This window comes from Bradyrhizobium guangdongense, from assembly GCF_004114975.1.
Lineage (GTDB): Bacteria > Pseudomonadota > Alphaproteobacteria > Rhizobiales > Xanthobacteraceae > Bradyrhizobium > Bradyrhizobium guangdongense.
Genome location: NZ_CP030051.1, coordinates 1,457,960 through 1,482,950, shown reverse-complemented (window position 1 = coordinate 1,482,950; position 24,991 = coordinate 1,457,960). Strand labels below are relative to the sequence as shown.

Annotated in this window: 26 protein-coding genes and 1 other RNA gene; 11 read left to right on the top strand and 16 right to left on the bottom strand. The window is 65.1% G+C overall.

Features of this window, described 5'->3' with window-relative positions; translation table 11 throughout:
• Positions 1-13: 13 nt before the first annotated feature.
• The 4 genes from X265_RS07090 to X265_RS07075 are packed head-to-tail and all read right to left on the bottom strand — an operon-like array spanning position 14 to position 3,410.
• Entirely contained in the window at positions 14-778 is a 765-nt protein-coding gene (locus tag X265_RS07090; protein ID WP_128964161.1) for an amino acid ABC transporter ATP-binding protein, read from the bottom strand.
• Positions 775-1,632: an amino acid ABC transporter permease gene (locus tag X265_RS07085; RefSeq protein ID WP_164938456.1), complete on the bottom strand. Its 858-nt coding sequence runs from the start codon at positions 1,630-1,632 to the stop codon at positions 775-777. The genes X265_RS07090 and X265_RS07085 overlap by 4 nt, the downstream gene beginning before the upstream one ends.
• Positions 1,629-2,456: an ABC transporter substrate-binding protein gene (locus tag X265_RS07080; RefSeq protein WP_128964159.1), complete on the bottom strand. Its 828-nt coding sequence runs from the start codon at positions 2,454-2,456 to the stop codon at positions 1,629-1,631. The genes X265_RS07085 and X265_RS07080 overlap by 4 nt, the downstream gene beginning before the upstream one ends.
• A gap of 30 nt (positions 2,457-2,486) precedes the next feature.
• Positions 2,487-3,410, bottom strand: a complete 924-nt coding sequence (locus X265_RS07075; RefSeq protein WP_244659269.1) for an N-carbamoyl-D-amino-acid hydrolase — start codon at positions 3,408-3,410, stop codon at positions 2,487-2,489.
• A 183-nt stretch (positions 3,411-3,593) separates the two neighbouring features.
• Between X265_RS07075 and X265_RS07070 the strand changes: the two genes are divergently transcribed.
• Positions 3,594-4,520 (top strand): LysR family transcriptional regulator, encoded by a 927-nt coding sequence (locus X265_RS07070; RefSeq protein WP_128964157.1) that lies wholly within the window; start codon positions 3,594-3,596, stop codon positions 4,518-4,520.
• 26 nt (positions 4,521-4,546) lie between these two features.
• Positions 4,547-5,260 carry a type 1 glutamine amidotransferase gene (locus tag X265_RS07065; protein WP_128964156.1) on the top strand — a complete coding sequence of 238 codons (714 nt, stop codon included), beginning with the start codon at positions 4,547-4,549 and terminating at the stop codon, positions 5,258-5,260.
• 294 nt (positions 5,261-5,554) lie between these two features.
• Here the strand turns inward: X265_RS07065 and X265_RS07060 are convergent, their stop codons facing one another.
• The 7 genes from X265_RS07060 to X265_RS07030 form a co-directional block, all read right to left on the bottom strand.
• On the bottom strand, positions 5,555-6,022 hold the full coding sequence (locus tag X265_RS07060; RefSeq protein WP_128964155.1) for a nuclear transport factor 2 family protein: 468 nt from the start codon (positions 6,020-6,022) through the stop codon (positions 5,555-5,557).
• Between the two features lie 76 nt (positions 6,023-6,098).
• Positions 6,099-6,548, bottom strand: a complete 450-nt coding sequence (gene ybgC / locus X265_RS07055; RefSeq protein ID WP_128964154.1) for a tol-pal system-associated acyl-CoA thioesterase — start codon at positions 6,546-6,548, stop codon at positions 6,099-6,101.
• Between the two features lie 69 nt (positions 6,549-6,617).
• Positions 6,618-7,541: a metallophosphoesterase gene (locus X265_RS07050; RefSeq protein ID WP_128964153.1), complete on the bottom strand. Its 924-nt coding sequence runs from the start codon at positions 7,539-7,541 to the stop codon at positions 6,618-6,620.
• 149 nt (positions 7,542-7,690) lie between these two features.
• The gene (ruvB, locus tag X265_RS07045) at positions 7,691-8,725 is read right to left on the bottom strand and encodes a Holliday junction branch migration DNA helicase RuvB (protein WP_188637360.1); all 1,035 of its coding nucleotides are present in this window, start codon (positions 8,723-8,725) and stop codon (positions 7,691-7,693) included.
• A 20-nt stretch (positions 8,726-8,745) separates the two neighbouring features.
• Entirely contained in the window at positions 8,746-9,363 is a 618-nt protein-coding gene (gene ruvA, locus X265_RS07040) for a Holliday junction branch migration protein RuvA (protein ID WP_128964151.1), read from the bottom strand.
• Positions 9,360-9,887: a crossover junction endodeoxyribonuclease RuvC gene (gene ruvC / locus X265_RS07035; protein ID WP_128964150.1), complete on the bottom strand. Its 528-nt coding sequence runs from the start codon at positions 9,885-9,887 to the stop codon at positions 9,360-9,362. The genes ruvA and ruvC overlap by 4 nt, the downstream gene beginning before the upstream one ends.
• Before the next feature lie 76 nt (positions 9,888-9,963).
• A complete protein-coding gene (locus tag X265_RS07030) occupies positions 9,964-10,710 on the bottom strand; it encodes a YebC/PmpR family DNA-binding transcriptional regulator (protein WP_128964149.1) in 747 nt (248 codons plus the stop codon).
• 222 nt (positions 10,711-10,932) lie between these two features.
• Between X265_RS07030 and X265_RS07025 the strand changes: the two genes are divergently transcribed.
• Positions 10,933-12,672 carry a methyl-accepting chemotaxis protein gene (locus tag X265_RS07025; protein ID WP_128964148.1) on the top strand — a complete coding sequence of 580 codons (1,740 nt, stop codon included), beginning with the start codon at positions 10,933-10,935 and terminating at the stop codon, positions 12,670-12,672.
• A 107-nt stretch (positions 12,673-12,779) separates the two neighbouring features.
• Complete coding sequence (locus tag X265_RS07020) at positions 12,780-14,204, top strand: methyl-accepting chemotaxis protein (RefSeq protein ID WP_128964147.1); 1,425 nt, start codon at positions 12,780-12,782, stop codon at positions 14,202-14,204.
• 340 nt (positions 14,205-14,544) lie between these two features.
• Here the strand turns inward: X265_RS07020 and X265_RS07015 are convergent, their stop codons facing one another.
• The 5 genes from X265_RS07015 to X265_RS06995 form a co-directional block, all read right to left on the bottom strand.
• Positions 14,545-15,369, bottom strand: coding sequence for a TIGR00282 family metallophosphoesterase (locus X265_RS07015; protein ID WP_164938455.1), 825 nt, complete (start codon positions 15,367-15,369; stop codon positions 14,545-14,547).
• A complete protein-coding gene (locus X265_RS07010; protein WP_128964146.1) occupies positions 15,347-15,943 on the bottom strand; it encodes a 5-formyltetrahydrofolate cyclo-ligase in 597 nt (198 codons plus the stop codon). The genes X265_RS07015 and X265_RS07010 overlap by 23 nt, the downstream gene beginning before the upstream one ends.
• Positions 15,944-16,146: 203 nt before the next feature.
• Positions 16,147-16,307, bottom strand: a non-coding RNA gene (gene ssrS, locus X265_RS07005) — 6S RNA.
• 121 nt (positions 16,308-16,428) lie between these two features.
• Positions 16,429-16,812, bottom strand: coding sequence for a cell division protein ZapA (locus tag X265_RS07000; RefSeq protein WP_027530136.1), 384 nt, complete (start codon positions 16,810-16,812; stop codon positions 16,429-16,431).
• On the bottom strand, positions 16,809-17,099 hold the full coding sequence (locus tag X265_RS06995) for a DUF4164 domain-containing protein (protein ID WP_128964145.1): 291 nt from the start codon (positions 17,097-17,099) through the stop codon (positions 16,809-16,811). Before X265_RS06995 ends, X265_RS07000 begins: the two co-directional genes overlap by 4 nt.
• Positions 17,100-17,430: 331 nt before the next feature.
• Here X265_RS06995 and tkt point away from each other — a divergent pair, with 331 nt between their 5' ends.
• The 7 genes from tkt (at position 17,431) to X265_RS06965 (ending at position 24,989) form a co-directional block, all read left to right on the top strand.
• Positions 17,431-19,416, top strand: a complete 1,986-nt coding sequence (gene tkt, locus X265_RS06990; protein WP_128964144.1) for a transketolase — start codon at positions 17,431-17,433, stop codon at positions 19,414-19,416.
• A 149-nt stretch (positions 19,417-19,565) separates the two neighbouring features.
• Positions 19,566-20,573 (top strand): type I glyceraldehyde-3-phosphate dehydrogenase, encoded by a 1,008-nt coding sequence (gap, locus tag X265_RS06985; RefSeq protein WP_128964143.1) that lies wholly within the window; start codon positions 19,566-19,568, stop codon positions 20,571-20,573.
• A gap of 10 nt (positions 20,574-20,583) precedes the next feature.
• Positions 20,584-20,712, top strand: a complete 129-nt coding sequence (locus X265_RS41920) for a hypothetical protein (protein WP_283814960.1) — start codon at positions 20,584-20,586, stop codon at positions 20,710-20,712.
• Positions 20,713-20,739: 27 nt separating this feature from the next.
• The gene (locus X265_RS06980) at positions 20,740-21,933 is read left to right on the top strand and encodes a phosphoglycerate kinase (RefSeq protein WP_128964142.1); all 1,194 of its coding nucleotides are present in this window, start codon (positions 20,740-20,742) and stop codon (positions 21,931-21,933) included.
• Positions 21,934-21,983: 50 nt separating this feature from the next.
• Complete coding sequence (fba, locus tag X265_RS06975; RefSeq protein WP_128964141.1) at positions 21,984-23,051, top strand: class II fructose-bisphosphate aldolase; 1,068 nt, start codon at positions 21,984-21,986, stop codon at positions 23,049-23,051.
• Between the two features lie 240 nt (positions 23,052-23,291).
• On the top strand, positions 23,292-24,317 hold the full coding sequence (locus X265_RS06970; RefSeq protein WP_128964140.1) for a class I fructose-bisphosphate aldolase: 1,026 nt from the start codon (positions 23,292-23,294) through the stop codon (positions 24,315-24,317).
• A gap of 3 nt (positions 24,318-24,320) precedes the next feature.
• Complete coding sequence (locus X265_RS06965; RefSeq protein WP_128964139.1) at positions 24,321-24,989, top strand: thiamine phosphate synthase; 669 nt, start codon at positions 24,321-24,323, stop codon at positions 24,987-24,989.
• The last annotated feature ends 2 nt before the right edge of the window (positions 24,990-24,991 follow it).

The following is a 24,991-nucleotide window of genomic DNA, read 5'->3' as shown; positions in this document are numbered from 1 at the left end:
ACACGCCCCCTTTTCAGATCACCGCCGAAAGAAATGCCCTGGTGCGCTCCTCGCGGGGCGCAGCCAATACGTCGCAGGCACGGCCCTGCTCGACGATACCGCCCTGGTCCATGTAGACGACACGGTCGGCGACCTCGCGGGCGAAGCCGAGCTCATGCGTGACGACCATCATGGTCATGCCGCTCTTCGCCAGTTCCTTCATGACGGCAAGCACTTCGCCGACGAGCTCCGGGTCCAGCGCGCTGGTCGGCTCGTCGAACAGCATCAGCATCGGCTTCATTGCAAGCGCGCGCGCGATCGCCACGCGCTGCTGCTGGCCACCGGAGAGCTGTGCGGGATACCAGCCGGCCTTGGCCGAGAGCCCGACGCGCCGCAGCAGCTCAAGCGCCTCGGCGCGCACCTCGTCGGTTTTGCGCCCCTGCACCTGAAGCGGGCCCTCGGTGATGTTTTCCAGTGCGGTCTTGTGCGGAAACAAATTGAAGCGCTGGAACACCATGCCTGTCTTCAGCCGCTGCCGCCCGATCTCGCGCTCGCTGAGGCGATGCAGCCGTCCGCCTTGCTCGCGCACGCCCAGAAGTTCTCCGTCGAGCCAGATGCGGCCGCTATCAACGACGGCAAGCTGATTGATGCAGCGGAGCAGCGTAGTCTTGCCGGAGCCGGAGGCACCGATCAGGCACATCACCTCCCCGGGCCACACATCGAGCGAGACGTTCTTGAGAGCTTGGAACTCTCCAAAGCTCTTGCTGACGGAGCGAATCGCGACGAGGGGTTTTGTCATCGCGCGAGCCGCAATGTGCCGCGGGCAAAGCGGCGTTCGAGCAGCATCTGAAGCGGCGTCAGGATCGAGACCGCGAGCAGGTACCAGAGCCCCGCGACGATCAGGAGCTCGATGACGCGGGAATTTGCGTAGTAGATATTCTCGGCATTATGCAGCAGCTCCGGATACTGGATGACGCTCGCGAGCGAGGTCGCCTTCACCATGCTGATGAACTCGTTGCCGAGCGTCGGGATCACCACCCGCATGGCCTGCGGCAAAATGATTCGCCGCAGCGCGCGGAGCCGTCCCATGCCGATCGCCTGCGCCGCCTCATATTGCCCGATATCGACCGACAGCATGCCGACGCGCATCACCTCGGACGTATAAGCGCCCTGGTTGATGCCGAGCCCGAGCAGCGCGGCGAGGAACGGCGTCATCACATCCACAGCGCGCGCGGACCAAAGGCCGGGAACGCCGATGGTCGGAAACACCAGCGCGAGATTGAACCACAGCAACAGCTGCAGGATCAGCGGCGTGCCGCGGAATAGCCAGGTGTAGCCTGCCGCCACCGTCTTCAGCACCGGATTGGGCGAGAGCCGCATGATCGCCACGACAACGCCGAGGACAATGCCGAGCGCCATCGCCAGCACCGCCATCACCATGGTGTTGACGATGCCTTCGAGGATGACCTTTGCGGTCAGGAAGCGGCCGACATAGGACCATTCGATCTGACCGCCAGCGAATGCGCGCACGATCGCCGCCAGCACGAGCACGATCAACACCGCGCCGATCCAGCGAAACCAGTGCGGCTCGCGCGCGATACGCAATCCCGACAGATCGGGAAAACCTTCCGCGAGTGCCGGCGCCGGCTTCATTGCGGCGCCGCGTTCAGCATGGGCTGGGCGACAGCGTTCGCCCCGAGGCCCCATTTGTCGAGAACAGCCTTGTAGGCGCCGTCGGCGATCATCGCCGCGAGCTTCTCCGTTACCACTTCACGCAAGGCGGCATCGTCCTTGCGGAACATGATGCCCTGATATCCCTTGGCAAAGGCCTCGCCGATCACGCGGTATTTGCCGGGCTCCTGCGTCTGCGCATAGGGCAGCGTCTCGCTGCCCTGCACGGCGGCATCGATGCGGCCCTGCTTGAGCTGGTTGCGGACGTCGATGGAGTTCTCGCCGGGAACATATTGGATCGCCGGCTTGCCCGCCGCTTCGCAATTCTGCTTGCTCCACTTCTCGATCTCGGCCGGGAAGCTGGTGCTGCGGGTGGTGCCGACCTTCATGCCGCAGAGATCGGTCGCAGCCTTTGCCGCACTCTCCGTCATCACGAAAAACTGCGGGCCTGTGGTGAGGTAATCGACGAAATCGGCGGTCTCGCGCCGCGAGGCGCGATCCGAGATGCCCGAGATGATGAAATCTGCACGCTTGGTCTGGAGTGACGGGATCAGCTCGGCGAATGGCGTCTCGCTCCAGACGATCTTCAGGCCGCCGAGCCGCTTGGCGAGCTCATTGGCGAGGTCGATGTCGAGGCCGACCAGCTCGTTGGTCGCGGGATCGCGATATTCCATCGGCGCGTAGGTGGAGTTGACCGTGAGCTTGAACCCGCCCGCCTGCTTGATGTCCGCCGGGAGCTCGGCCGCCTGCGCGGACGTCATCGCAGCCAGCGCTGCGAGGGAGAGGAAGTGCGAGAGGCGTGTCATGTCAGCTCCTTTGCCAGCGCCTTGCAAAACTCAGTCCGCATCGAGCACGGCCGGTTCGACGACGCCGGCGCGTTCGGTGATCACCCGGTATTGCTCGGGCCGCCGGTGGGCGGCGAAGTTGAACATCTTGTCCTTACCCTGGCGGCAGAGATCGAGATCGATGTCGGCGACGATGACCTCGTCGGTCAGCGTCTGCGCCTGCGCGACGATGCGGCCGTTGGGATCGACGATGCACGAGCCGCCGATCAGGCCGGAGCCGTCCTCTTCGCCTGCTTTGGCGACCGATATCGCCCAGGTCGCGTTCATGTAGGCATTGGCCTGCGTCACGAGCGTCGAGTGGAAGGTGCGTAAGGAGGCGTCCTCGGTCGTGCCGCCGTTGGGATCATAGGCCGCCGAATTGTAACCGATGCAGACCAGCTCGACGCCCTGCAGGCCGAGCACGCGCCAGGACTCCGGCCAGCGGCGATCGTTGCAGATCATCATGCCCATGATCGCGTGCGCCCAACTCGAGCCGGCACGGAACGCGGGAAAGCCGAGATCTCCGTATTCGAAGTAGCGCTTCTCGAGCTGCTGATAGCACGCACCCTCTCGAGGCTCGACCGAGCCCGGCAGGTGCACTTTTCGATAACGGCCGAGGATTTCGCCGTCGCGATCGACCAGGATGGCGCAATTGTAACGACGGCCTTCGGGCGTCAGCTCGGCATAGCCGACATAGAAGCCGACACGCAGCGCCCGCGCGCGGTCGAACAGCTTTGCCACGGCCGGATTCGGCATGCCGCGTTCGAAATAGCGATCGAGCGCCGCGCCCTCCAGAAGCCAGCGCGGAAAGAAGGTGGTGAAGGCAAGCTCGGGAAACACCACGAGGCTGGCGCCGCGGCTCGCCGCTTCCTCCAGCATGGCCAGCATCCGCGACAGCGTATGCTCACGCGCATCGGCTTTTTGCGTCGGCCCCATCTGAGCGGCGGCGGCGCGAAGGACACGAACCAAGATTGCCTCCAATCTGTGCGCATGCTGCCTCAATGGGCGAATGAACCCCTTGATCCAGCACGCAAATTCCAAGACATTAGGCGCAAGCAGGGCTGCAAAAGCAATTCATCGTGCTATGATGTTTTGGCTCAGACTATAACCGGCAGTGATATGAACCTGCGCCAGCTCGAGATCCTGCGTGCCGTCATCCGCCACCGCACCACGGTCGCTGCGGCGGACGAGCTGGCATTGTCGCAGCCTGCGGTCAGCAACGCGCTGAAGACGATGGAGGCGCAGGCGGGCTTTGCGCTGTTCGAGCGCGTCAACAACCGGCTGTTTCCAACTGCGGAGGCGATGGCGCTCTACAAGGAGAGCGAGGCGATCTTCGCGCTTCACGCCAAGCTCGAAAGCCGCGTTCGCGATCTGCGCGAGAACCGGGCCGGTCACCTCGCGATCGTGGCGACGCCACCGCTCGCCTACAGCATCATTCCATCCGCGCTCTCGAGCTTCCTGCGCCGCCGCCCGGAGACGCGCGTGTTCTTCGACGTGCGGCGCTATGAGGGCATCATCGAAGGTGTGCTCAGCCGCGTCGCCGAACTCGGCTTCGCGCTTGGCCTGACGCATCATCCCGGCATCGCGCATGAGGTGGTGCATACCGGCGAAATGGTCTGCGTGCTTCCGCCGCTGCATCCGCTCGCCGACAAACCGATGATCTCCGCGTCCGATCTTTCCGGCCTGCCCTTCATCGGGCTCGAGCGCGGCACGCGGCTCGGCGAAGCGGTGCGCGACAGCTTTGCCCGGGACGGCGCGCCATTTCGACCGACTGTCGAGGTGCGTTACTGCAATACGGCCTGCGTGCTCGCCGCCGCCGGCGTCGGCGCCGCCGTGGTCGATCCGTTCTCGCCGCGCCAGAACAGCGGCAGCGGCCTCGTCGTTCGGCCGTTCGCGCCGACGACGCATGCGGTCGCCTATATGCTATGGTCGGAAGCCGAGCCGCTGTCGCGGCTGGCAAAAGCCTTTCTCAACAAGGTACGCAAAGAGAGCACCTTGCTGGAACGCGTAGCGCCACACCGGCAACATCAGACAGACAGCGACTGAACGTCGCAATCTCTTTCGCAAGCAGCATGACCCGCATCACCATCATCGAGACCGGACAGGTTCCGCATGAATATCGCGAGCAGCACGGCTCGTTTCCGGACATGTTCGAGCGCATGGTCCGCGCCGAGGATCCGACGGCGACCGTGGACGTCGTCAGCATTCCGAATGGCGACCCTCTGCCTGATCCAAGCAAGCTCGAGGCCGTGCTGATCACCGGTGCGGCCGCCGGCGTCTATGACGGGCTCGACTGGATCGCGCAGCTTGAAGAATTTGTGCGCACCGCCTACGCCAACAAGACGCCGATGGTCGGCGTCTGCTTCGGCCACCAGCTGATTGCACAGGCTCTCGGTGGTACCGTGCACAAGTCGGAGAAGGGGTGGGGCATCGGCCGGCACGTCTATCAGGTGTTGCCGGAGAACGGCGTCGTCGAGGGCGAAGCGGTCGCCATCGCCTGCTCGCATCAGGACCAGGTGATCTCGCCGCCTGATGACGCTCTCACGATCCTCTCGTCCGAATTCACCCCGCATGCCGGCCTGCTCTACGCCAACGGCGCGACGCTGACGGTGCAGCCGCATCCGGAGTTCGACGTCGGGTTCGCGCAAGTGTGCTGCGAACTGCGCGACGGCAAGGCGCCGGATGACGTCGTGGCCGCGGCAAAGGACTCGCTGGCGCAGCCACTGGATAATGCGAAGCTGGGTGGGGCGATTGCGAGGTTTTTGGCAAGGCGTACACCCATTTAGTTGCACGCTCCTCTACTCTCTCCTCTTGAGTGTCGCCAATGACGAGGCATAATCGCCCTCTGAGGCTTAAGGCTGGACGGGAATGAGCCCAATTCGTCGCACGATAAGCCTGATGCTTGCACTCGCCCTAATCGTCGTCGGGCTGGTGGCTCTCATATATCTGTTGTTCTTTGCACTTCGGTGGAAGGGCTGGATGCTGATGGCCGCCGGTTTCGTGACGGCCTTGGGCGTCATGTGGTTCTGGGAGGACCTCCCAAAAGCAAAGAGCCAAAAGCAACGAGGGCAGTTAGATAATCAGAACGGCTCTGTCCCCAGCCCCGGCACGTCCGCCGGCCGCGGCCCGGGCGCAGCCCAGTGAAACCGACGGTCCCTCTCCGCAATCGCAATGTCGTTGATCGAGGCCTCGCGCCGCCGCATCAGGCCGTGCTCGTCGAACTCCCACTGCTCGTTGCCGTAGGAGCGATACCACTGGCCGCCGGCATCGTGCCATTCGTACTGAAAGCGCACCGCGATGCGGTTTTCGTCGAAGGCCCAGAGGTCTTTGATCAACCGGTAATCCTGCTCCTTCTCCCATTTGCGGGTGAGGAACGCGACGATGGCCTCGCGGCCCTGAAGCACTTCCGAGCGATTGCGCCAGCGGCTATCCTCGGTATAGGCGAGCGAGACGCGCACCGGATCGCGCGAATTCCAGGCGTCCTCGGCCATGCGCGCCTTTTGCGCGGCAGTTTCTCTCGTGAACGGCGGAAGCGGCGGGCGCGACATGATGGCCTCATCGGTTTGGGGGCCGCAATCTATCCCTGCATACGATGGAGTCGAGAGGCGATCGCCTATCGCCCGATCACGAAATCAGATCGGCCTTCATCAGTGCGCGGATCGATTTCGGGATCGGCTGCGCCCGGCCGCCGCTGATGAAGGCGACGCGCACCTCCGCTTTCACCAGCACGTCCTCGCCGCGGCGCACCTCTTGCGCCAGCATGATGGAGGCACCCTTCACGGCAATGGGCCAGGTTACGACATCGAGAACGTCGTCCATCCGTGCGGGCTTGAGGAAATCCAGATGCATCGAGCGCACCACGAAGGCAAAGCCGGCGCCTTCGGTTTCGGGCTGGTCGAACAACGCCTGCTGCTCGGCGCCCATCAGTCTCAGATGATTGGTGCGACCGCGCTCCATGTAGCGCAGGTAATTGGCGTGATAGACGATGCCGGAAAAATCCGTGTCCTCGTAATAGACGCGGACCTGCATGTGGTGGCGGCCGTCGCGGATCTCGCCGTCGAGATGGGCAGTCACGTCACGAGCCTCTTCAGCTTGTCGGTACCGGCCCGTTTTGCGCAAAAACGGCCGGCCGCGCAAGCGCGGCTAGGACACGGGTGCCACGGGTGTCCGCCCCAAATTGACCTCGACGATTTCGGGCGGCACGCCGACGCGGACTGGAACGATGCTGCAACCGAGGCCGCCGGAGACGATGACGTCGCATTTCAGCCGGAAGTGGCCATAGGCGAGGCGGAGGCCGTGCTCCCGCGAAACGGCCGGCGACCAGCCGAGCAGGCGGATCTGGCCGCCATGGGTGTGGCCGGACAATTGTAGGGCGACGCGAGCGGGCACGCGCGGCGCGATATTGGGCTCATGCGCGAGCAGGATCACCGGCGCATTATCGGTGACCTTGGCAAGCGTCGCGCCGAGATCGTCGGCGCCGAAGCGCCCCGTGCTCCGGGAGCGTCGTGCGGGTAGAAAGGCGAGTTGGTCGCCAAGGCCGGCCAGCCAGAACGGGCGACCATCTTTGCCAAGACGGATCGCGTCGTTCTCGTAGACCGGAATGCCGGCGGCTTCTAGCGCGCGATGCGCAACGGTCGGTCCGTGCCCGACCTGCTGCACGGCCCTGTCGGCCCAATAATCGTGATTGCCCATGACCGCATGGACGCCGAGCGGCGCCTTGAGGCCGGCCAGCACCTTGGCCCATTCGTTCGCCGGGATGAAGCGCGTGACCTGGTGCAGGCCTGCGACGTAATCGCCGAGCAGCACGATGAGGTCGGCGTTCAGCGCGTTGGTGCGATCGACGATCGCCTCGATCCGCTCCAGGGACATCCAGGGATCGCAGGCATGAATGTCGGCGATCGCGGCGATCTTCAGCGGGAAGTCCGCAGGCCATTGCGGCGGCGTCGGGTGATAGCGGGTGACGCCGAGCCGCAGCACCGGCTCAACGCCGACGCCATAGGCGGCCGTCGAGACGCCGAGGGCGGAGAGACCCCCGATGGAACGGATGAGATGACGACGCGTGATCATGGAAGCCCGATAGTGATGCTGCGTCTTGATGGGATCCGATTGGAGCGGAAATGGGGTGCGTTCGTGCAGATCATCTGCACCGCCCTGCAAACCTCCGTCAACCTTACCGGAAGTTCATGACGAGCGAAGCGCGCCCATGCCATCACGCGCTAGTCGTCGTCATCCTCGGTGCCGAACAGGCCGAACTGCGCGGCCGCATCGCGCGAGGGCTCGGCGATGCCGAGATGGCGGAACGCGTGCGATGTCAGCAGGCGACCGCGCGGAGTGCGCTGGAGGTAGCCGCACTGAATGAGATAAGGCTCGATGATATCCTCGATCGCATCCCGCGGCTCGGACAGTGCAGCCGCCATCGTCTCGACGCCGACCGGGCCGCCGCCGTAGTTTGTCGCGATCGTCGTGAGATAGCGGCGGTCCATGGCGTCCAAGCCTGCGGCATCGACCTCGAGCGCGCTGAGCGCATGATCGGCGATTTTCCGATCGATCTTGTCGGCATTTGCAGCCGAGGCAAAATCGCGCACGCGACGCAGCAGCCTGCCCGCGATGCGCGGCGTGCCGCGGGCGCGGCGCGCGATCTCGTTGGCGCCGTCGGCACTCATGCCGACATTGAGTACGCGCGCACCGCGGGTGACGATGCTCTCGAGTTCTTCGATCGTATAGAAGTTGAGCCGGACCGGAATGCCGAAGCGATCGCGCAGTGGATTGGTGAGCAGGCCGGCACGCGTGGTGGCGCCGACCAGCGTGAACTTCGACAGCTCGATCTTGACCGAGCGCGCCGCCGGCCCCTCGCCAATGATGAGGTCGAGTTGAAAGTCCTCCATCGCGGGATAGAGCACCTCTTCCACCGCGGGACTGAGGCGATGGATCTCGTCGATGAAGAGCACGTCGCGCTCTTCGAGATTGGTGAGAAGCGCGGCGAGATCGCCGGCCTTGGCGATGACTGGCCCTGACGTTGCGCGAAAGCCGACGCCGAGTTCTTTCGCGACGATCTGCGCCAGCGTGGTCTTGCCGAGGCCGGGGGGACCGACGAACAGCACGTGATCCAGTGCCTCGCCGCGCTTGCGCGCCGCCTCGATGAAGATCGAGAGGTTCTTGCGCGCTTGCTGCTGTCCGACAAAGTCGGATAGCGATTGCGGACGCAGCGCGGTGTCGCCGACATCGTCGCTGCGGCGTTCGGGCGAAACCATGCGGCTGGCCTTGGGATCGCTCACTTCGAGAGCTCCTTCAGGCCGAGACGAATGAGCTTCGCCGTCTCGGCATTTTCACCGGCGCTGCGCGAGGCCGAGGCGATCGCCGCGGCCGCCTGCGGCTGGCCGTAGCCGAGATTGACAAGGGCGGAGATCGCATCGGCCACCGGCCGCGGCGCGCGCTGGTCGTCGACGGCGCCGGCAAGATGCACGACGGCGGGATCGACATTGGCGAAGGCCGGCGCCTTGTCCTTCAACTCGGTGACGATGCGCTCGGCGACCTTGGGCCCGACGCCGGGGGTGCGCGCCACCGCGGCCTTGTCGCGCAGAGCAATCGCATTGGCGAGATCGGCCGGCGCGAGCGTACCGAGCACGGCGAGAGCGACCTTGGCGCCGACGCCCTGCACGGTCTGGAGCAGGCGAAACCATTCGCGCTCCTGGTCGGTGCGGAAGCCGAACAATTTGATCTGGTCCTCGCGGACATAGGTTTCGATCGAGAGCACGGCGGCTTCGCCCGGCGAGGGCAGATGCTGCAGCGTGCGCGCCGAGCAATGCACCTGATAGCCGACGCCCCCGACATCGAGGACGACATAGTCCTCACCGTAGGAATCGATCAGGCCTTTGAGCTTGCCGATCATAGTCCCGCGACCCTCAGCCTGAGCGCGGTGCTCTGGCGGTGATGAGCGTGCGTGATGGCAATCGCGAGTGCATCGGCAGCGTCGGCGGATGGCGGCTCGGCCTTCGGCAGCAAAATCTTCAGCATCATCGCGATCTGGGCTTTCTCGGCGTGTCCGGCGCCGACCACCGTCTTCTTCACCTGGTTCGGCGCGTATTCTGCGACAGAGATGCCGAACATCGCGGGCGCCAGCATGGCAACACCGCGGGCCTGGCCAAGCTTCAGCGTCGCGACGCCATCCTTGTTGACAAAGGTCTGCTCGACCGCGGCTTCCGCCGGCTGGTGGCTGGAGAGAACGGCTGCGAGCCCTTGATGGATCGCCAGCAGCCGGCTCGACAGCGGCAGATCGTCCGGCGGTTCCACCGAGCCGCAGGCAACGTAGATCAGGCGGTTGCCGTCAGCCTCGATCACGCCCCAGCCGGTGCGGCGCAGGCCGGGGTCGATGCCGATGATGCGAACGGGTTGGCGAATCGGGAGCGCGGTCATGGGCCAGTGATAGCGGTTGGCCCATGATAGCGAAACAGAAACAGAACAAAAGTCCCCCGGGAAAGGCGCCCGTCCCCTACCCGCCCATCTTCGCTATCAGCGCGTCCGACACCTCGAAATTGGCGTAGACGTTCTGGACGTCGTCGTGCTCGTTGAGCAGGTCCATCAGCTTGAGCAGCTTCTCGCCCGTCTCGTCGTCGACCGCGACCGTGTTCTGCGGCTTCCAGATCAGCGCGGCCTTGCGCGGCTCGCCGAACTTGGCTTCCAGCGCCTTGGCGACGTCGCGATAGCCTTCGGTCGAGGCGTAGATTTCGTGGCCGCCTTCGCCCGAGACCACGTCGTCTGCGCCGGCCTCGATCGCGGCATCCAGCACCGAGTCGTCATCGGCAACGCTGCGATCATATTCGATCACCCCGGTGCGATCGAACATGAAGGAGACCGAGCCGGTTTCGCCGAGATTGCCGCCGGATTTCGTGAAGAAGGAGCGGATGTCCGAGGCGGCGCGGTTGCGATTGTCGGTCAGCGCCTCGACGATGACGGCGACGCCGCCGGGGCCGTAGCCCTCGTAGCGGATCTCGTCATAGTTCTCGCCGTCGTTGCCGAGCGCCTTCTTGATGGCGCGCTCGATATTGTCCTTCGGCATGTTCTCCTGTCGCGCGGCGATCACGGCGGCGCGAAGGCGCGGGTTCATGGCCGGGTCGGGCGTGCCCAGCTTGGCCGCGACGGTGATTTCCCGCGCCAGCTTGCCGAACAGCTTCGACTTCTGGGCATCCTGCCGCCCCTTGCGGTGCATGATGTTCTTGAATTGGGAATGTCCGGCCATGCGTGGTCTCTCGAGGAATCGTCAGCCAAAGGTGAGCCTGGGAAGCGCGGCCTTATAGGCCGCCAACCCGCCGGAATCAAAGGGATCTCCTACTCCTAAGGTAGCACCGTAAAGCTAGCCCTGGGTACGGCCGGCTGCCTAGAGATCGGGCATTGTTAACCCTGATTTCATTCCGGACTGCAAGAATAGCGTCCGACCGTTTTCCCCGACAAGAGAGAGCCGATGGCGTTCGGATTATTTCGGAAGCGTCTGCCGGACCAGGCTGCGCCTGCGGCCGCTCCGGCGGCCGCGCCCCATTCCGAGCCGGCCCCGGCCGCCGAGGGCGATTCGGCCCAGGAGATCCTGGAACTGCTGGAACTCGAACTCGGCGCCATGATCCGCCAGCTCGAGCGTGCCGCCAATTCGGTGGCGGGCGGCGCCGAGGCGACGGCGGCAACGCTTGCGGATATACGCCAGCGCACCGACGCGCTGACCGGGCGGACCAATGCCGCGCAGTCGAACGCCTCCAGCTTTGCCCATGCCGCCGACAAGTTCACCCAGTCCGCGCAGGGCATCGGCACCCAGGTCCGAGAGGCCGGAAAGCTCGCAGACCAGGCCAGCGCCGCCGCGCAGGAAGCCCGCGCCAACGTCGATCGCCTGCGCGAGTCCTCTGCCGCCATCGGCAACGTCGTCAATCTGATTGCCCAGATCGCGCGGCAGACCACGCTGCTTGCGCTCAACTCCACCATCGAGGCGGCGCGTGCGGGCGAAGCCGGCAGGGGCTTTGCGGTCGTCGCGACCGAGGTCAAGGCGCTCGCGGTGCAGACGCAAAGCGCCACCGAGGAGATCACCAAGAAGATCGACGCGCTGCAGCGCGACGCCGCCGGGTCGGCCGACGCCGTGCACCGGATCTCGCAAGCCATCGAAGCGATCCGCCCGGTGTTCGAGACCGTCAACGGCGCGGTCGCCGAGCAGAACGCCACCACCAGCGAGGTCTCCGACAACGCGACCAGCGCCTCGCAATTCATCAGCTCGGTAGGCGAGAGCGCGGCCGAGATCGACGCCGCGACCAAGGCGGCCGAAACCCACGGCGAGAACGTCGCCAGCGCCGGCAAGGCCGTGACGACTTTTGCGCAGAAGCTGAAGTCGCGTTGCGCGGTGCTGCTCAAACAGAGCGAGCACGATGACCGCCGCAAGACGGAGCGGCTGCCCTGCCATCTCAAATTCGAGAGCGCGCGCGGCGTGCTGCCGGCCTACGAAATCTCAATGGACGGCGTGTTGATCGGCGGCGCCGAAGCAGGCCGGCTTGCATCGCAGGCCATCGTCGACGGCAACCTCGAAGACGTCGGCGCCTGCCGCCTGCGCGTGGTCGAGCAGTCCAAGGCCGGTGCGCGCACGCAATTCGTCAGTCCCAGTGCCGAGCTGCGCGAGAAGATCGAAGACAAGCTCTGGTCGATCCACGAGGAGAACACGGAGTTCGTCACCCGCGCGATGGAGGCGGGCAACGCGCTGACCAAGATCTTCGAGCAGGCCGTTGCGCGCGGCGAAGTCAGGATCGACGACCTCTTCGATACCAACTATGTCGAGATCGCAGGCACCAATCCGCAGCAATACCGCACCAAATATCTCGATTGGGCCGATCGCGCGCTGCCGCCGTTCCAGGAAGCCTTTCTCGCCAGGGAACCGCGCATGGCGTTCTGCGCCATGGTCGACCGCAACGGCTTCCTGCCGGTGCACAACAAGATCTATTCGCATCCGCAGCGGCCGGGCGATGTCGCCTGGAACACGGCCAACAGCCGCAACCGCCGCATCTTCAACGATCCGGCGGGGCTCGCGGCCGCGCACAACCTGCGCTCGTACCTGATCCAGAGCTATGCCCGTGACATGGGCAACGGCAACACCGTGATGATGCGCGAGATCGACGTCCCGATCCGCGTGCAGGGCCGGCACTGGGGCGGATTCAGGACGGCTTACAAGCTGTAGTGCACGCTCAGGCAAGACGGCGGGCGCGAATCATCCTCTAACATCGAAATTGGAATGGGAATGCCGCGGGGGCCGGCGGGCGGCTCCGACTGGAGGACTCATCTGACATGTCCGTCGCACAACTTGCAGTCATGGACACCGGCTCCAACCGGACGCTCGCCGAGCGATTGATCGACCAGCTGGCCGACCGCATCGGCGGTCTCGGCGTCGAGCTCGCCGACATCGCCGGCAACGTCCAGGAAGTTGCAAACCGCGTCGCCAACCAGTCCGAGCGGTTCCATCACCTCCAGCAGACCGCCGAGACCATGGTCTCCGCGAACCACGACATCGCCAACGCCTCGCAGGCGGTGCAATCGACCACGTCGGCGGCGGTCGGCGAGATCGCGCAGTCGCGCAGCGCGGTCGATACCGCGGTCAGCCACATCTCCGAGCTGGTCGCGGCCGTGGAGCGGATCGAAGCGCGACTCGGCGCCGTCGGCTCGGCGCTGGCGCAGGTCGCAAAGGTCTCCGGATCGATCGAGGCGATCGCCAAGCAGACCAATCTGCTGGCGCTGAACGCCACCATCGAAGCCGCGCGTGCCGGCAATGCCGGACGCGGCTTTGCGGTGGTCGCCAGCGAAGTGAAGAATCTTGCGGAGGCGACGCGGCAGGCCACGCACCAGATCTCGGATACCGTGCGCGATCTCGACGGCCAGATCGAAGGGCTGATCGGCGAGAGCAGCGATGCCTCGCAGCGCGCCAAGACCGCGGGCGAAGGCGCGCAAGCGATCTCCGGCATCATCTCGCGCGTCCAGCAGGGCTTCGCTTCCGTGGAAGCCGAGATCGACAGCGTCACGCGCGCGGCGACCTCCAATCTCGGCCATTGCGATACCGTGATCAGCGAGCTCAACGAGCTCGCCAAGGGCGTCGACCTCTCCTCGCGCGATCTCAAGAGCGCCGACCAGCGCGTGACAAAGCTGCTCGACACCTCCGAAACCCTGATCGCATTGATCGCCGACAGCGGCGTCGAAACCTCGGATGCGCCGCTGATCCGCGTGGTCGTCGATACCGCGAAGCGGATCTCGGCCGAGTTCGAAGCCGCGATCGATCGCGGGGAGATCACGCTCGACCAGCTCATGGACGAGAACTACCGGGAAATATCGGGCACCGATCCCAAGCAGTACACCACCGCCTATGTCGACTTCACCGACCGCGTGCTGCCCGCGATCCAGGATCCGATCCAGAAGTCCGATCCGCGCATCGTGTTCTGCGTCGCTTGGGCCAGAGGCGGCTATCTGCCGACGCACAATCCGAACTATCGCCTGCCGCAGGGCAAGGACCCGGTCTGGAACAACGCCAATTGCCGCAACCGCCGCCTGTTCACCGACCGCGCGGTGAAGAAGGTCGCGGCCAACACAAAACCCTTCCTGCTCCAGACCTATCGCCGCGACATGGGCGGCGGACAGTTCGTGCTGATGAAGGATCTGTCCTCGCCGATCATGATCCGCGGCAAGCACTGGGGCGCCTTCCGGATGGGATTCCGGCAGAGCTGACGGCCGCTCCGACCAAAATGTTGAAAACAACCCCATGCACAGTAGCCGGAGTGTGGGGAATCAACGGCTTAGACGCCTGATGAAGTCAGACCCGTTTGGCAGCGTGGGTTCACCTCTCCGGAAGAGGTGACTCGGGTGCTGGGGCGCCCACTGACGAACAACAGTTGCACCGTCGGGCAAAACAGGCGCATAATGCCATTATTCCGAAATTCGGCTGAACGTCTGGCTGGCTGGGTGGGCAAAGCGAAGCGCCCACGCACTTGCCAAGATAGAGAAATATCGTGGGCACGGCGCAGGTGCGCTTTGCCCACCCTGCGATTTCCGAGCTTGGTGCCGCGCTTCAGCTCAACCAGAACTTCGGCGTCGCCGGCTCCAGCCTTCCGCCCACACGCACCGGCGCGATCTTCAGTGCGAGGCCCGTCGCGTCATCGGTCTCGACCGCAACGCCGCTCAGCGTTGCCGTGCCCGCGGCCGGCTCGAAGCGGCCTGACGGAATCCCGGAGGTGAATCTCCGCAGCGGCTCTTCCTTCTGCATGCCGATGATGGAGTCGTAATCGCCGGTCATGCCGGCGTCGGTCATATAGGCGGTGCCGCCCGAGAGGATCTGGTGGTCGGCGGTCGGCACATGGGTGTGTGTGCCGACGACGAGGCTGGCGCGGCCGTCGCAGAAGAAGCCGACGCCCTGTTTCTCGCTTGAAGCCTCGCAATGGAAATCGACGACGATGGCATCGGCGGCAACGCCGAGCGGACAGGCCCCGAGCTCGCGCTCCAGCGCCGCGAAGGGATCGTCGAACGGGGTCATGAAGACGCGCCCGAGCGCGTTGACGACGAGCGCGTGCTTGCCGTTCTTGGTCTCGACCAGAGCGGCGCCGCGGCCGGGCGTGCCGCGCGGGTAGTTTGCGGGGCGCACCAGGCGCTCGGCGCGCTGGATGAAGACGAGCGCCTCGCGCTGATCCCAGGAATGGTTGCCGAGCGTCACCGCATCGGCGCCGGCATCGAGAAACTCCTGGTAGATCGCTTCGGTGATGCCGAAACCGCCGGCCGAATTCTCGCCGTTGACGACGACGAAATCGAGCGACCAATCCTTGACCATGCCGGGCAGATATTCGGCGACGGCGTTGCGCCCGCTACGGCCGACGACATCACCCACGAAGAGAATGCGCAACTTCAGAACTCCGGAAATCGAACACGTCCGTTTCCGTTAGCACATAATCCAGCGCCACGTCGTGTGATAGTGCCGGAACCGCCTCGATCTCCTGCGCTGCGAAAGCGAGCCCAATGCCGACGATGTGCTTGGCTTTGCGCAAATGGGCGAAGGTGACATCGTAATGCCCCGCACCATAGCCGATGCGATGGCCGAGACGGTCGAACGCCGCGAGCGGCGTCAGCATGATGTCGGGAATCACTTCGGCGGCCGCCGGCGACGGCTCGGGAATGCCGAGCGGGCCGAGCATCAGGCGGTCGTTCGGATGGAAGAGGCGGAAGATCAGCGACTGTCCGCGCGCGGTGACGCAGGGCAGCGCCAGCCTCGCCCCCTCCTCGGCGAGCTTCTTCATCAGCGGCATCGGATCGATCTCGCTGCGGATCGGCGAATAGCCTGAGACGATGCTGCCGGGCAGCAGCTCGAACGGCAGCCCGCGCTTGGCGAGCTTTGTCGCGGCGGCGGCGCGCTTCTTCTCGCTCAGCGCGTCGCGCGCGGCGAGAGCTTTGGCGCGGAGTTCGGATTTGGTGTTGGGCATGTGCGTTGGTCCCCCGAGGCGGAATGTTGCTCCGCCGTCATCGTCCGCGAAGGCGGACGATCCAGTATGCCAGAGACGCCAGTGCTAAAACTTCGACGCCGCGGCGTACTGGATTCCCCGCTTTCGCGCGCTTTCGCGGGGAATGACACCTGTTGAGCTGGCCGCAGTCATTTCAACAGGCACGAACCAGAAGGAAGAAACAGTGCGAAGCCGCGGACGCCGTTGAAGCACTCGATCCCGGAGTTCCCTACGAAAGTAGGTGGGCACCATATGTCCGGGCCCACGGGCCCGGCCAGGGACAGTTCCCTAAAGGATCGATAAGGCCCCGGGGATATATGGCTCCTGACGCGCGTCGCAGCCTCGCGGGGGCAATGTAACAACGATACTGCTGAATCGCCAGCCCGGCTGCGGTCTCGGTGCCCACCTCTCCCAGCGGGGAGAGGTGAGCACCTCCGCCGCGGCGCGATCTTTCGTTCTAACCACGATCACCCGATCGCGATGCCGTTCCCGACCGTGCGATTCAGCACCTGGGTGGATTTCTCGATGCGCTCGGCGGCGGCGTTCAGGGCGTTGACCACGGCGGTTTGCGTCATCCGCGCGCGCTCGACGGCGGCGTTGCGGAAATCCCGGAGCTCGGTCAGCTCCTGCTCCATGGTGCGGATGCGGTTGCCGGCGTCGACCAGTTCGTCGCAGACGGTCAGCGCCGCCATCACGGTGAGCCGCGCATCGCCGATCTCGCCGAATTTTCCGCGCAGCGACTGGATGCGGGTCTCCAGGCTTTCGGCGAGCTTGAGCAGCCGCACCTCCTGGCCCTCCTCGCACGCCATGCGGTACTGCCGCGCGTTGATGGTGACGTTGATGTGGCTCATCCGTCCTCTCCGGTATCGAGCACCGAGCGTATCGTGACGATCGCGGAATCCAGCCGGTCGGAGATCTCGCGGTTGGTGCGCTCGAGCTTGCGTGCCTTGACCAGCGCGCCGTCGAGCTCGTCGGCAAGGCGCGAGCGGTCCGCGCCCAGCGCCTGGATTCGCGTCGCAAGCTCGTTCTCGTCGCGATCGGCATCGCGCCGCCGCTCGACCGCGCTTTCGAGCGCGTCGAGCGCCGCCGTGAGTCTGCGGGTCGCGATCTCGATCTCGACGGCAGCTGATTCCGTCATGGCAGAGCTTTTGGACACGCGATCGTTCATGCAGTCAGCGGCGGAACCTGGTGGGCTTAAGCCCGTGGGCTTGACCTCGAGAGCTTGCCGGCCAGCAAAAGACTCGGTTCGGCAAGCGGTTAGAAGCAGAAATTTACGTGGCAAGCTAGCCGAGCGCAACGCCGCCGCGAAACTATGCACCGATAAGCAGCTTTTCGCGCCGTGGCGCGTTTGATTGCCTTGGACTCCCGGAACCGAGGTGCTATCCCAGCCCCGACCTTCAGCTGCCGCCAGACTTCTCCCGCGCGGCCCGCACCACCGCCAAGCGCTTCATTTCAGACGGATTTCAGACATGACGCAAGTCGACCACAACCGCATGGCCAACGCGATCCGTGGCCTCTCGATGGACGCTGTCGAGAAGGCGAAATCGGGCCATCCCGGCCTGCCGATGGGCGCCGCCGACATCGCGACGGTGCTGTTCACGCAATTCCTGAAATTCGACATCGCCGCGACCGAATGGCCGGACCGCGACCGCTTCGTGCTGTCGGCCGGCCACGGCTCGATGCTGCTCTATTCGCTGCTGTATCTCCTCGGCAGTCCGGAGATGACGATCGACCAGCTCAAGAACTTCCGTCAGCTCGGGTCGCTGACCCCCGGACATCCGGAGCACGGCCACACCAAGGGCATCGAGACCACCACCGGCCCGCTCGGCCAGGGTATCTCGACCGCGGTCGGCATGGCGCTCGCCGAGAAGATGCTGGCCGCCGAGTTCGGCAAGAAGATCGTCGACCACCACACCTACGTGCTCGCCTCCGACGGTGACCTGATGGAAGGCGTGTCGCAGGAAGCGATCGCGATGGCCGGGCACTGGAAGCTCAACAAGCTGATCGTGCTCTACGACGACAACGGCATCTCGATCGACGGCCCGACCTCGATCTCCGACTCGGTCGACCAGGTGAAGCGCTTCAAGTCGGCGGGCTGGGCGGCCGAGAAGATCGACGGTCACGACCAGGCGGCGATTGCCGATGCCATCACCCGCGCGAAGAAGTCGAACAAGCCGACGCTGATCGCCTGCCGCACCACCATCGGCTTCGGCGCGCCGCATAAGGCCGGCACCGCGAAGGCGCATGGCGAGGCGCTCGGCGCCGACGAGCTGAAGGCCGCCAAGGAAAATCTCGGCATCTCGCTCGAGCCGTTCTCGGTGCCCGATGACGTGCTGAAGGCCTGGCGTGGCGCCGGCAGCCGCGGCGCGGCCGCACGGCAGGAATGGGAAACGCGGCTCGGCGAGCTCGGCAACCGCAAGCGCGCCGAGTTCGAGCGCCGCCTGCGCCATGAACGTCCCGCTTCGCTGGCCAAGGCGCTGCGCGCCTACAAGAAGGAGCTCCTGGAAAAGCCGATGACTGCGGCGACCCGCAAGTCTTCGGAAGCGGTCATCGAAGTGATCGCCGGTGCGATGCCGATGGAATTCCTCGCCGGCTCCGCCGACCTCACCGGCTCCAACAACAACAAGGCGAAGTCGGCGACCGCCTTCTCCGCCAAGACGCCGAAGGGCCGCTTCATCCATTACGGCATCCGCGAGCACGGCATGGCGGCGGCGATGAACGGCATTTTCCTGCATGGCGGCTTCGCGCCGAACGGTGCGACCTTCCTGGTCTTCACCGACTACGCGCGTCCCGCGATGCGCCTCGCCGCGCTGATGGGTGCCGGCGTCGTCTACGTGATGACGCACGATTCCATCGGCCTCGGCGAAGACGGTCCGACCCACCAGCCGGTCGAGCACCTCGCCGCGCTCAGGGCCATTCCGAACATGCGCGTGTTCCGTCCCTGCGACGCGATGGAGGTCGCCGAGTGCTGGGAGCTCGCACTGAACCGCATCGACGGCCCGACCGTGCTGGCGCTGACGCGCCAGAACCTGCCGCAGCTCCGGACCACGGCGCCGAACGACAATCCCTGCCAGCATGGCGCCTATGAGCTGGTCGCCGCCCAAGGCGAAGCCAAGGCGACGTTGTTCGCTTCGGGTTCCGAAGTCGAGATGGCAGTGGCCGCCCAGAAGCAGCTCGCCGAGCGCGGCATTCCGACGCGGGTGGTCTCGGTGCCCTCGCTCGAGCTTTTGCTAGCGCAACCAAAGGAACGCCGTGACGCGATCATCGGTAATGCGCCGATCAAGGTCGCGATCGAGGCTGCGGTGCGTTGGGGCTGGGATGCCGTGATCGGCCAGGATGGCGAATTCGTAGGCATGCACTCGTTCGGTGCCAGCGCGCCTTTGAACAAGATCTTCCAGCATTTCGGCATTACCGCCGAGGCTGCGGTTAACGCCGTGCTGAAGCGCGTCAGCTGAGAGTTGAGCTTGTCAAAAAAAAGGACTACCAAAGCTCTCATATGATCAAGCACCGCCCGGCCGAACCGGGCGTCCGCCCTAAAAAACCCTCGCAGGCGCGTCAGAAGCGCGTTGTGCGGGATGACAACGGTCATTGAAGGAGACGAAACATGGCAGTCCGCGTGGCAATCAACGGTTTTGGCCGCATCGGCCGCAACGTGCTGCGGGCGATCGCAGAGTCCGGCCGCAAGGACATCGAGGTCGTCGGCATCAACGATCTCGGCCCAGTGGAGACCAACGCTCATCTCCTGCGCTACGACAGCGTCCATGGCCGTTTCCCCGGCACCGTGACTGTCGATGGCGACTCGATCAGCCTCGGCAACGGCAAGATCAAGGTGAGCGCCGAGCGCGATCCCTCGAAGCTGCCGTGGAAGGATCTCGGCGTCGACATCGCGCTGGAATGCACCGGCATCTTCACCTCGAAGGACAAGGCCTCGGCACATCTGACCGCCGGAGCCAAGCGCGTGCTGGTTTCCGCGCCGGCTGACGGCGCCGACGCCACCATCGTCTACGGCGTCAATCACGAGACGCTGACCAAGGATCATCTGGTCGTCTCCAACGGTTCCTGCACCACCAACTGCCTCGCGCCGGTCGCCAAGGTGCTGAACGATCTCGTCGGCATCGAAACCGGCTTCATGACCACGATCCACGCCTACACCGGCGACCAGCCGACGCTGGATACGCTGCACAAGGATCTCTACCGCGGCCGCGCGGCGGCGATGTCGATGATCCCGACCTCGACCGGCGCCGCCAAGGCGATCGGTCTCGTGCTGCCCGAGTTGAAGGGCAAGCTCGACGGCGTCGCGATCCGGGTGCCGACCCCGAACGTCTCGGTCGTTGATCTCAAGATCGTCGCCAAGCGCGCGACCGATGCCAAGGAGATCAACGCGGCGATGAAGCGCGCCAGCGAGCAGCAGCTCAAGGGCATCCTCGGCTACACCAGTGCGCCGAACGTCTCGATCGACTTCAACCACGACCCGCACTCCTCGACCTTCCACGAGGACCAGACCAAGGTGCAGAATGGCACGCTGGTGCGCGTGATGTCCTGGTACGACAACGAGTGGGGCTTCTCGAACCGCATGGCCGACACCGCCGTCGCGATGGCGAAGGTGATCTAAGGGGAGCGCAATGCTTCCTGCCTGGATCGGAATTCCTGGCGTCATTCTGCTGTTCGCATTGATCGCGTATGGCGTGCGCCAGGGGAGTAAGATCAAGACCAGGCAGGAAGGCAATCCACCCGAGCGCGATGCGCCGTAGCGTCGCCAGCCAACGAGTGATCAGGACATGGCCAAATTCCGCACCCTCGACGACGTCGACGTGAAGGGCAAGTGCGTGCTGCTGCGCGTCGATCTCAACGTCCCCATGGACAACGGACGCGTGACCGATGCGACCCGGCTCGAGCGCGTCGCGCCGACCATCACCGAAATCTCGGACAAGGGCGGCAAGGTCATCCTGCTCGCGCATTTCGGCCGGCCGAAGGGGCGCGATGCCAAGGACTCGCTTCTGCCCGTGGCCGAGGCGCTGTCGAAGGTCGTGAAGAAGCCGGTCGCTTTCGCCGACGATTGCATCGGCGAGCCCGCGGCCAAGGCGGTCGCTGACATGAAGGATGGCGACATCCTCTGCCTCGAGAACACCCGCTTCCATAAGGAAGAAGAGAAGAACGATCCCGCCTTCGTCGCGGAGCTGGCCAAGCTCGGCGACATCTGGGTCAGCGATGCCTTCTCGGCCGCGCACCGCGCCCATGCCTCCACCGAAGGCCTCGGCCACAAGCTGCCGGCCTATGCCGGCCGCACCATGCAGGCCGAGCTGGATGCGCTGGAGAAGGCGCTGGGCTCGCCGACCAAGCCCGTCATCGCCATCATCGGCGGCGCCAAGGTCTCCACCAAGATCGACCTCCTGGAAAACCTCGTCACCAAGGTCGACGCGCTCGTGATCGGCGGCGGCATGGCCAATACCTTCCTGCACGCCCAGGGCGTCGCGGTCGGCAAGTCGCTGGCCGAGAAGGATCTCGCCGCGACCGCCGTGCGCATCATGGAGAAAGCGGAAGCCGCCAACTGCGCCATCATCCTTCCCGTGGATGCCACCGTCGCCTATCATTTCGCCGCCAACGCGCCCTCGCATGCCTACGGGTTGGACGCGATCCCGGCCGACGGCATGATCCTGGATGTCGGCCCGCAATCGATCGCGCGTGTTCACGCCGCGATCGACGACGCCGCGACGCTGGTCTGGAACGGACCGCTCGGGGCCTTCGAGATGCAGCCGTTCGACCGCGGCACCGTGGCGGCGGCCAAGCACGCCGCCGAACGCACCAAGGCGAAGAAGCTGATCTCGATCGCGGGCGGCGGCGACACGGTCGCAGCCCTCAACCAGGCCCATGTGGCCGGCGACTTCACCTATGTCTCGACCGCCGGCGGCGCATTCCTGGAATGGATGGAAGGCAAGCCGCTGCCCGGCGTTGAAGTCCTGCGCATCAAGTAAACAGTCGGCTGGAAACAGCGACCTTCAGGCTCGAACGGAGAAAAAGACAGATGGCTCGGATCACGTTGCGTCAATTGCTCGACCATGCGGCTGAGAACGATTACGGCGTACCGGCCTTCAACATCAACAACATGGAGCAGGCGCTGGCGATCATGGACGCGGCCAACCAGGTCGACGCGCCCGTCATCATCCAGGCCTCGCGCGGCGCGCGCTCCTACGCCAACGACGTCATGCTCAAGCACATGATGGACGCGGTGACCGAGATCTATCCGCACATTCCGGTCTGCGTGCATCTCGACCACGGCAACGAGGCCGCGACCTGCATGACCGCGATCCAGGCCGGCTTCACCTCGGTCATGATGGACGGCTCGCTCAAGGCCGACGGCAAGACGCCCGGCGACTGGGCCTACAATGTCGGCGTCACCAAGACGGTGACCGATATGGCCCATCTCGGCGGCATCTCGGTCGAGGGCGAGCTCGGCGTGCTCGGCTCGCTCGAAACCGGCATGGGCGACAAGGAGGACGGTCACGGCGCCGAAGGCAAGCTCTCCCACGACCAGCTGCTGACCAATCCGGACGAGGCCGTGAAGTTCGTTAAGGAGACCAAGGTCGACGCGCTCGCGATCGCGATGGGCACGTCCCACGGGGCCTACAAGTTCACCCGCAAGCCCGACGGCGACATCCTCGCCATGAACGTGATCGAGGAGATCCACCGCAAGCTGCCGAACACGCATCTCGTCATGCACGGCTCCTCCTCGGTGCCGCAGGAGCTGCAGGACATCATCAACGCCTATGGCGGCAAGATGAAGCCGACCTGGGGCGTGCCGGTCGCCGAGATTCAGCGCGGCATCAAGAACGGCGTGCGCAAGATCAACATCGACACCGACAACCGCATGGCCATGACCGGCCAGATCCGCAAAGTCCTGAAGGACAATCCGGAAGAGTTCGACCCGCGCAAGTACCTGAAGCCGGCGATGGAAGCCATGACCAAGCTGTGCAAGCAGCGGCTGCAGGAGTTCAACACGGCAGGCCAGGCCGCCAAGTTCAAGAAGATCCTGACCCCGGCCGAGATGGCCAAGCGCTACGCCAAGGGCGAGCTGGATCCCCGCGTCGCGTAAGCGATCGTGAAGGTGGCGTAAACCTCTCAAGCCTATTCCCGGGTCATTCCGGGACACGCGAAGCGTGGGCCCGGAATCCATAACCACAGCCTGGGGTTATGGATTCCGGGCCTGCGCCTTTCGGCGCATCCCGGAATGACGGGGAACGGTTTTGCCCTGCGACCAACGTTGTCTCGGCAATTGCCCGAGAACGGTCTATTTTTACGGGCAAGGGCAGAATCGTTTTGGGAGGACCTCTCGATGAATCTGACTGAGCTCAACAGGATCGCGACCGCCATGGTCGCGCCGGGCAAGGGCATCCTTGCCGCCGACGAATCCTCCGGCACCATCAAGAAGCGGTTCGACGCGATCGGGGTGGAATCGACGGAAACGAACCGCCGCGACTATCGCGAGATGCTGTTTCGCGCCAAGGAGGCCATGAGCCAGTACATCTCCGGCGTGATCCTCTATGACGAGACGATCTGGCAGGACGCCAAAGACGGCACGCCGCTGGTCAAGCTGATCGAACAGGCCGGCGCCATTCCCGGCATCAAGGTCGACGAGGGCACGCAGGCCTTGCCGATGTGCCCTGGGGAGCTCGTCACGGTCGGGCTCGACAAGCTCGCCGAGCGATTGAAGAAATATTACGAGCGCGGCGCGCGCTTCGCCAAATGGCGCGCCGTGATCGACATCGGCAGCGGCATCCCCTCGATGACCGCGATCAGCGTCAACGCCCACGCTTTGGCCCGCTATGCCGCGCTGTGCCAGGCCGCGCAGATCGTGCCGATCGTCGAGCCCGAGGTGCTGATGGACGGCGACCACGACATCGATCGCTGCTATGAGGTGACGAGCCGCGTGCTCAACAAGACGTTCCAGGAGCTGCGCGTGCAGCGCGTCGCGCTCGAAGGCATGGTGCTAAAGCCGAACATGGCGATCTCAGGCAAGAAATGCGCAAAGCAGGCCTCCGTCGAGGAGGTCGCGGAGAAGACGATCCGGCTGCTCAGGGCCTGCGTGCCCGCGGCCGTGCCCGGCATCGCCTTCCTCTCCGGCGGCCAGTCGGATGAGGAAGCCACCGCGCATCTCAACGCCATGCACAGGCTCGGTCCGCTGCCCTGGGGCCTGACCTTCTCCTACGGCCGCGCGCTGCAGGCCGCGCCGCAGAAGGCCTGGTCCGGCCGGCCCGAGAACGTTGCGGCCGGGCAAGCCGCATTCAGTCATCGTGCCCGCATGAACGGCCTCGCCTCCAGGGGCGAATGGCAAAGCAGCCTGGAACAGAAGGCAGCCTAGATCTTGTCGAACAAATCGCCTCCGCCGCGCCCCGCGCCGCGCCTCTATCTCGCGACGCCCGTCGTCGACGATCCCGCCTCTCTGCTCGCTGAACTGCCTGATCTGCTCGCGGCGGCCGATGTCGCGGCCGTGCTGGTGCGGTTGAAGGAGACCGACCAGCGCACCATGATCTCGCGGATCAAGGCGATGGCGCCGCTCGTGCAGAACGCCGGCGCGGCCCTCCTGGTCGACGGTCATCCGGAAATCGTCGCGCGCAGCGGCGCCGATGGCGCGCATCTGGCAAATGTCGCGACGCTGGAGGAGGCACTGCCCTCGCTCAAGCCCGATCGCATCGCCGGCGTCGGCGGCCTCGCCACGCGCCACGAATCCATGAGCGCCGGCGAGATGGGCGCCGATTACGTGCTGTTCGGCGAGCCCGATGCGAAAGGCCAGCGGCCGTCCGCGGAGGCCATCGCCGAGCGGCTGGACTGGTGGGCCGAGCTGTTCGAGCCGCCCTGCGTCGGCTTCGCCACCTCGTTCGAGGAGGCCTACGATTTCGCCGCCAGCGGCGCCGATTTCGTGCTGGTCGGCGATCTCGTCTGGGCCGACCCGCGCGGACCCAGGGCCGCGCTGATCGAGGCCGACGCCGCGATCAAGAAGGCCTTCGCGGCGGCTGCCGCGGGCCAGGGCTAGCG

Bases quoted from the DNA above. Each gene is read 5' to 3' on its own strand.
- X265_RS07090 (WP_128964161.1), bottom strand. From the start codon at position 778: ATGACAAAACCCCTCGTCGCGATTCGCTCCGTCAGCAAGAGCTTTGGA.
- X265_RS07085 (WP_164938456.1), bottom strand. From the start codon at position 1,632: ATGAAGCCGGCGCCGGCACTCGCGGAAGGTTTTCCCGATCTGTCGGGA.
- X265_RS07080 (WP_128964159.1), bottom strand. From the start codon at position 2,456: ATGACACGCCTCTCGCACTTCCTCTCCCTCGCAGCGCTGGCTGCGATG.
- X265_RS07075 (WP_244659269.1), bottom strand. From the start codon at position 3,410: ATGGGGCCGACGCAAAAAGCCGATGCGCGTGAGCATACGCTGTCGCGG.
- X265_RS07070 (WP_128964157.1), top strand. From the start codon at position 3,594: ATGAACCTGCGCCAGCTCGAGATCCTGCGTGCCGTCATCCGCCACCGC.
- X265_RS07065 (WP_128964156.1), top strand. From the start codon at position 4,547: ATGACCCGCATCACCATCATCGAGACCGGACAGGTTCCGCATGAATAT.
- X265_RS07060 (WP_128964155.1), bottom strand. From the start codon at position 6,022: ATGTCGCGCCCGCCGCTTCCGCCGTTCACGAGAGAAACTGCCGCGCAA.
- X265_RS07050 (WP_128964153.1), bottom strand. From the start codon at position 7,541: ATGATCACGCGTCGTCATCTCATCCGTTCCATCGGGGGTCTCTCCGCC.
- ruvB (WP_188637360.1), bottom strand. From the start codon at position 8,725: ATGGTTTCGCCCGAACGCCGCAGCGACGATGTCGGCGACACCGCGCTG.
- ruvA (WP_128964151.1), bottom strand. From the start codon at position 9,363: ATGATCGGCAAGCTCAAAGGCCTGATCGATTCCTACGGTGAGGACTAT.
- ruvC (WP_128964150.1), bottom strand. From the start codon at position 9,887: ATGACCGCGCTCCCGATTCGCCAACCCGTTCGCATCATCGGCATCGAC.
- X265_RS07030 (WP_128964149.1), bottom strand. From the start codon at position 10,710: ATGGCCGGACATTCCCAATTCAAGAACATCATGCACCGCAAGGGGCGG.
- X265_RS07025 (WP_128964148.1), top strand. From the start codon at position 10,933: ATGGCGTTCGGATTATTTCGGAAGCGTCTGCCGGACCAGGCTGCGCCT.
- X265_RS07020 (WP_128964147.1), top strand. From the start codon at position 12,780: ATGTCCGTCGCACAACTTGCAGTCATGGACACCGGCTCCAACCGGACG.
- X265_RS07010 (WP_128964146.1), bottom strand. From the start codon at position 15,943: ATGCCCAACACCAAATCCGAACTCCGCGCCAAAGCTCTCGCCGCGCGC.
- X265_RS07000 (WP_027530136.1), bottom strand. From the start codon at position 16,812: ATGAGCCACATCAACGTCACCATCAACGCGCGGCAGTACCGCATGGCG.
- X265_RS06995 (WP_128964145.1), bottom strand. From the start codon at position 17,099: ATGACGGAATCAGCTGCCGTCGAGATCGAGATCGCGACCCGCAGACTC.
- tkt (WP_128964144.1), top strand. From the start codon at position 17,431: ATGACGCAAGTCGACCACAACCGCATGGCCAACGCGATCCGTGGCCTC.
- gap (WP_128964143.1), top strand. From the start codon at position 19,566: ATGGCAGTCCGCGTGGCAATCAACGGTTTTGGCCGCATCGGCCGCAAC.
- X265_RS41920 (WP_283814960.1), top strand. From the start codon at position 20,584: ATGCTTCCTGCCTGGATCGGAATTCCTGGCGTCATTCTGCTGTTCGCA.
- X265_RS06980 (WP_128964142.1), top strand. From the start codon at position 20,740: ATGGCCAAATTCCGCACCCTCGACGACGTCGACGTGAAGGGCAAGTGC.
- fba (WP_128964141.1), top strand. From the start codon at position 21,984: ATGGCTCGGATCACGTTGCGTCAATTGCTCGACCATGCGGCTGAGAAC.
- X265_RS06970 (WP_128964140.1), top strand. From the start codon at position 23,292: ATGAATCTGACTGAGCTCAACAGGATCGCGACCGCCATGGTCGCGCCG.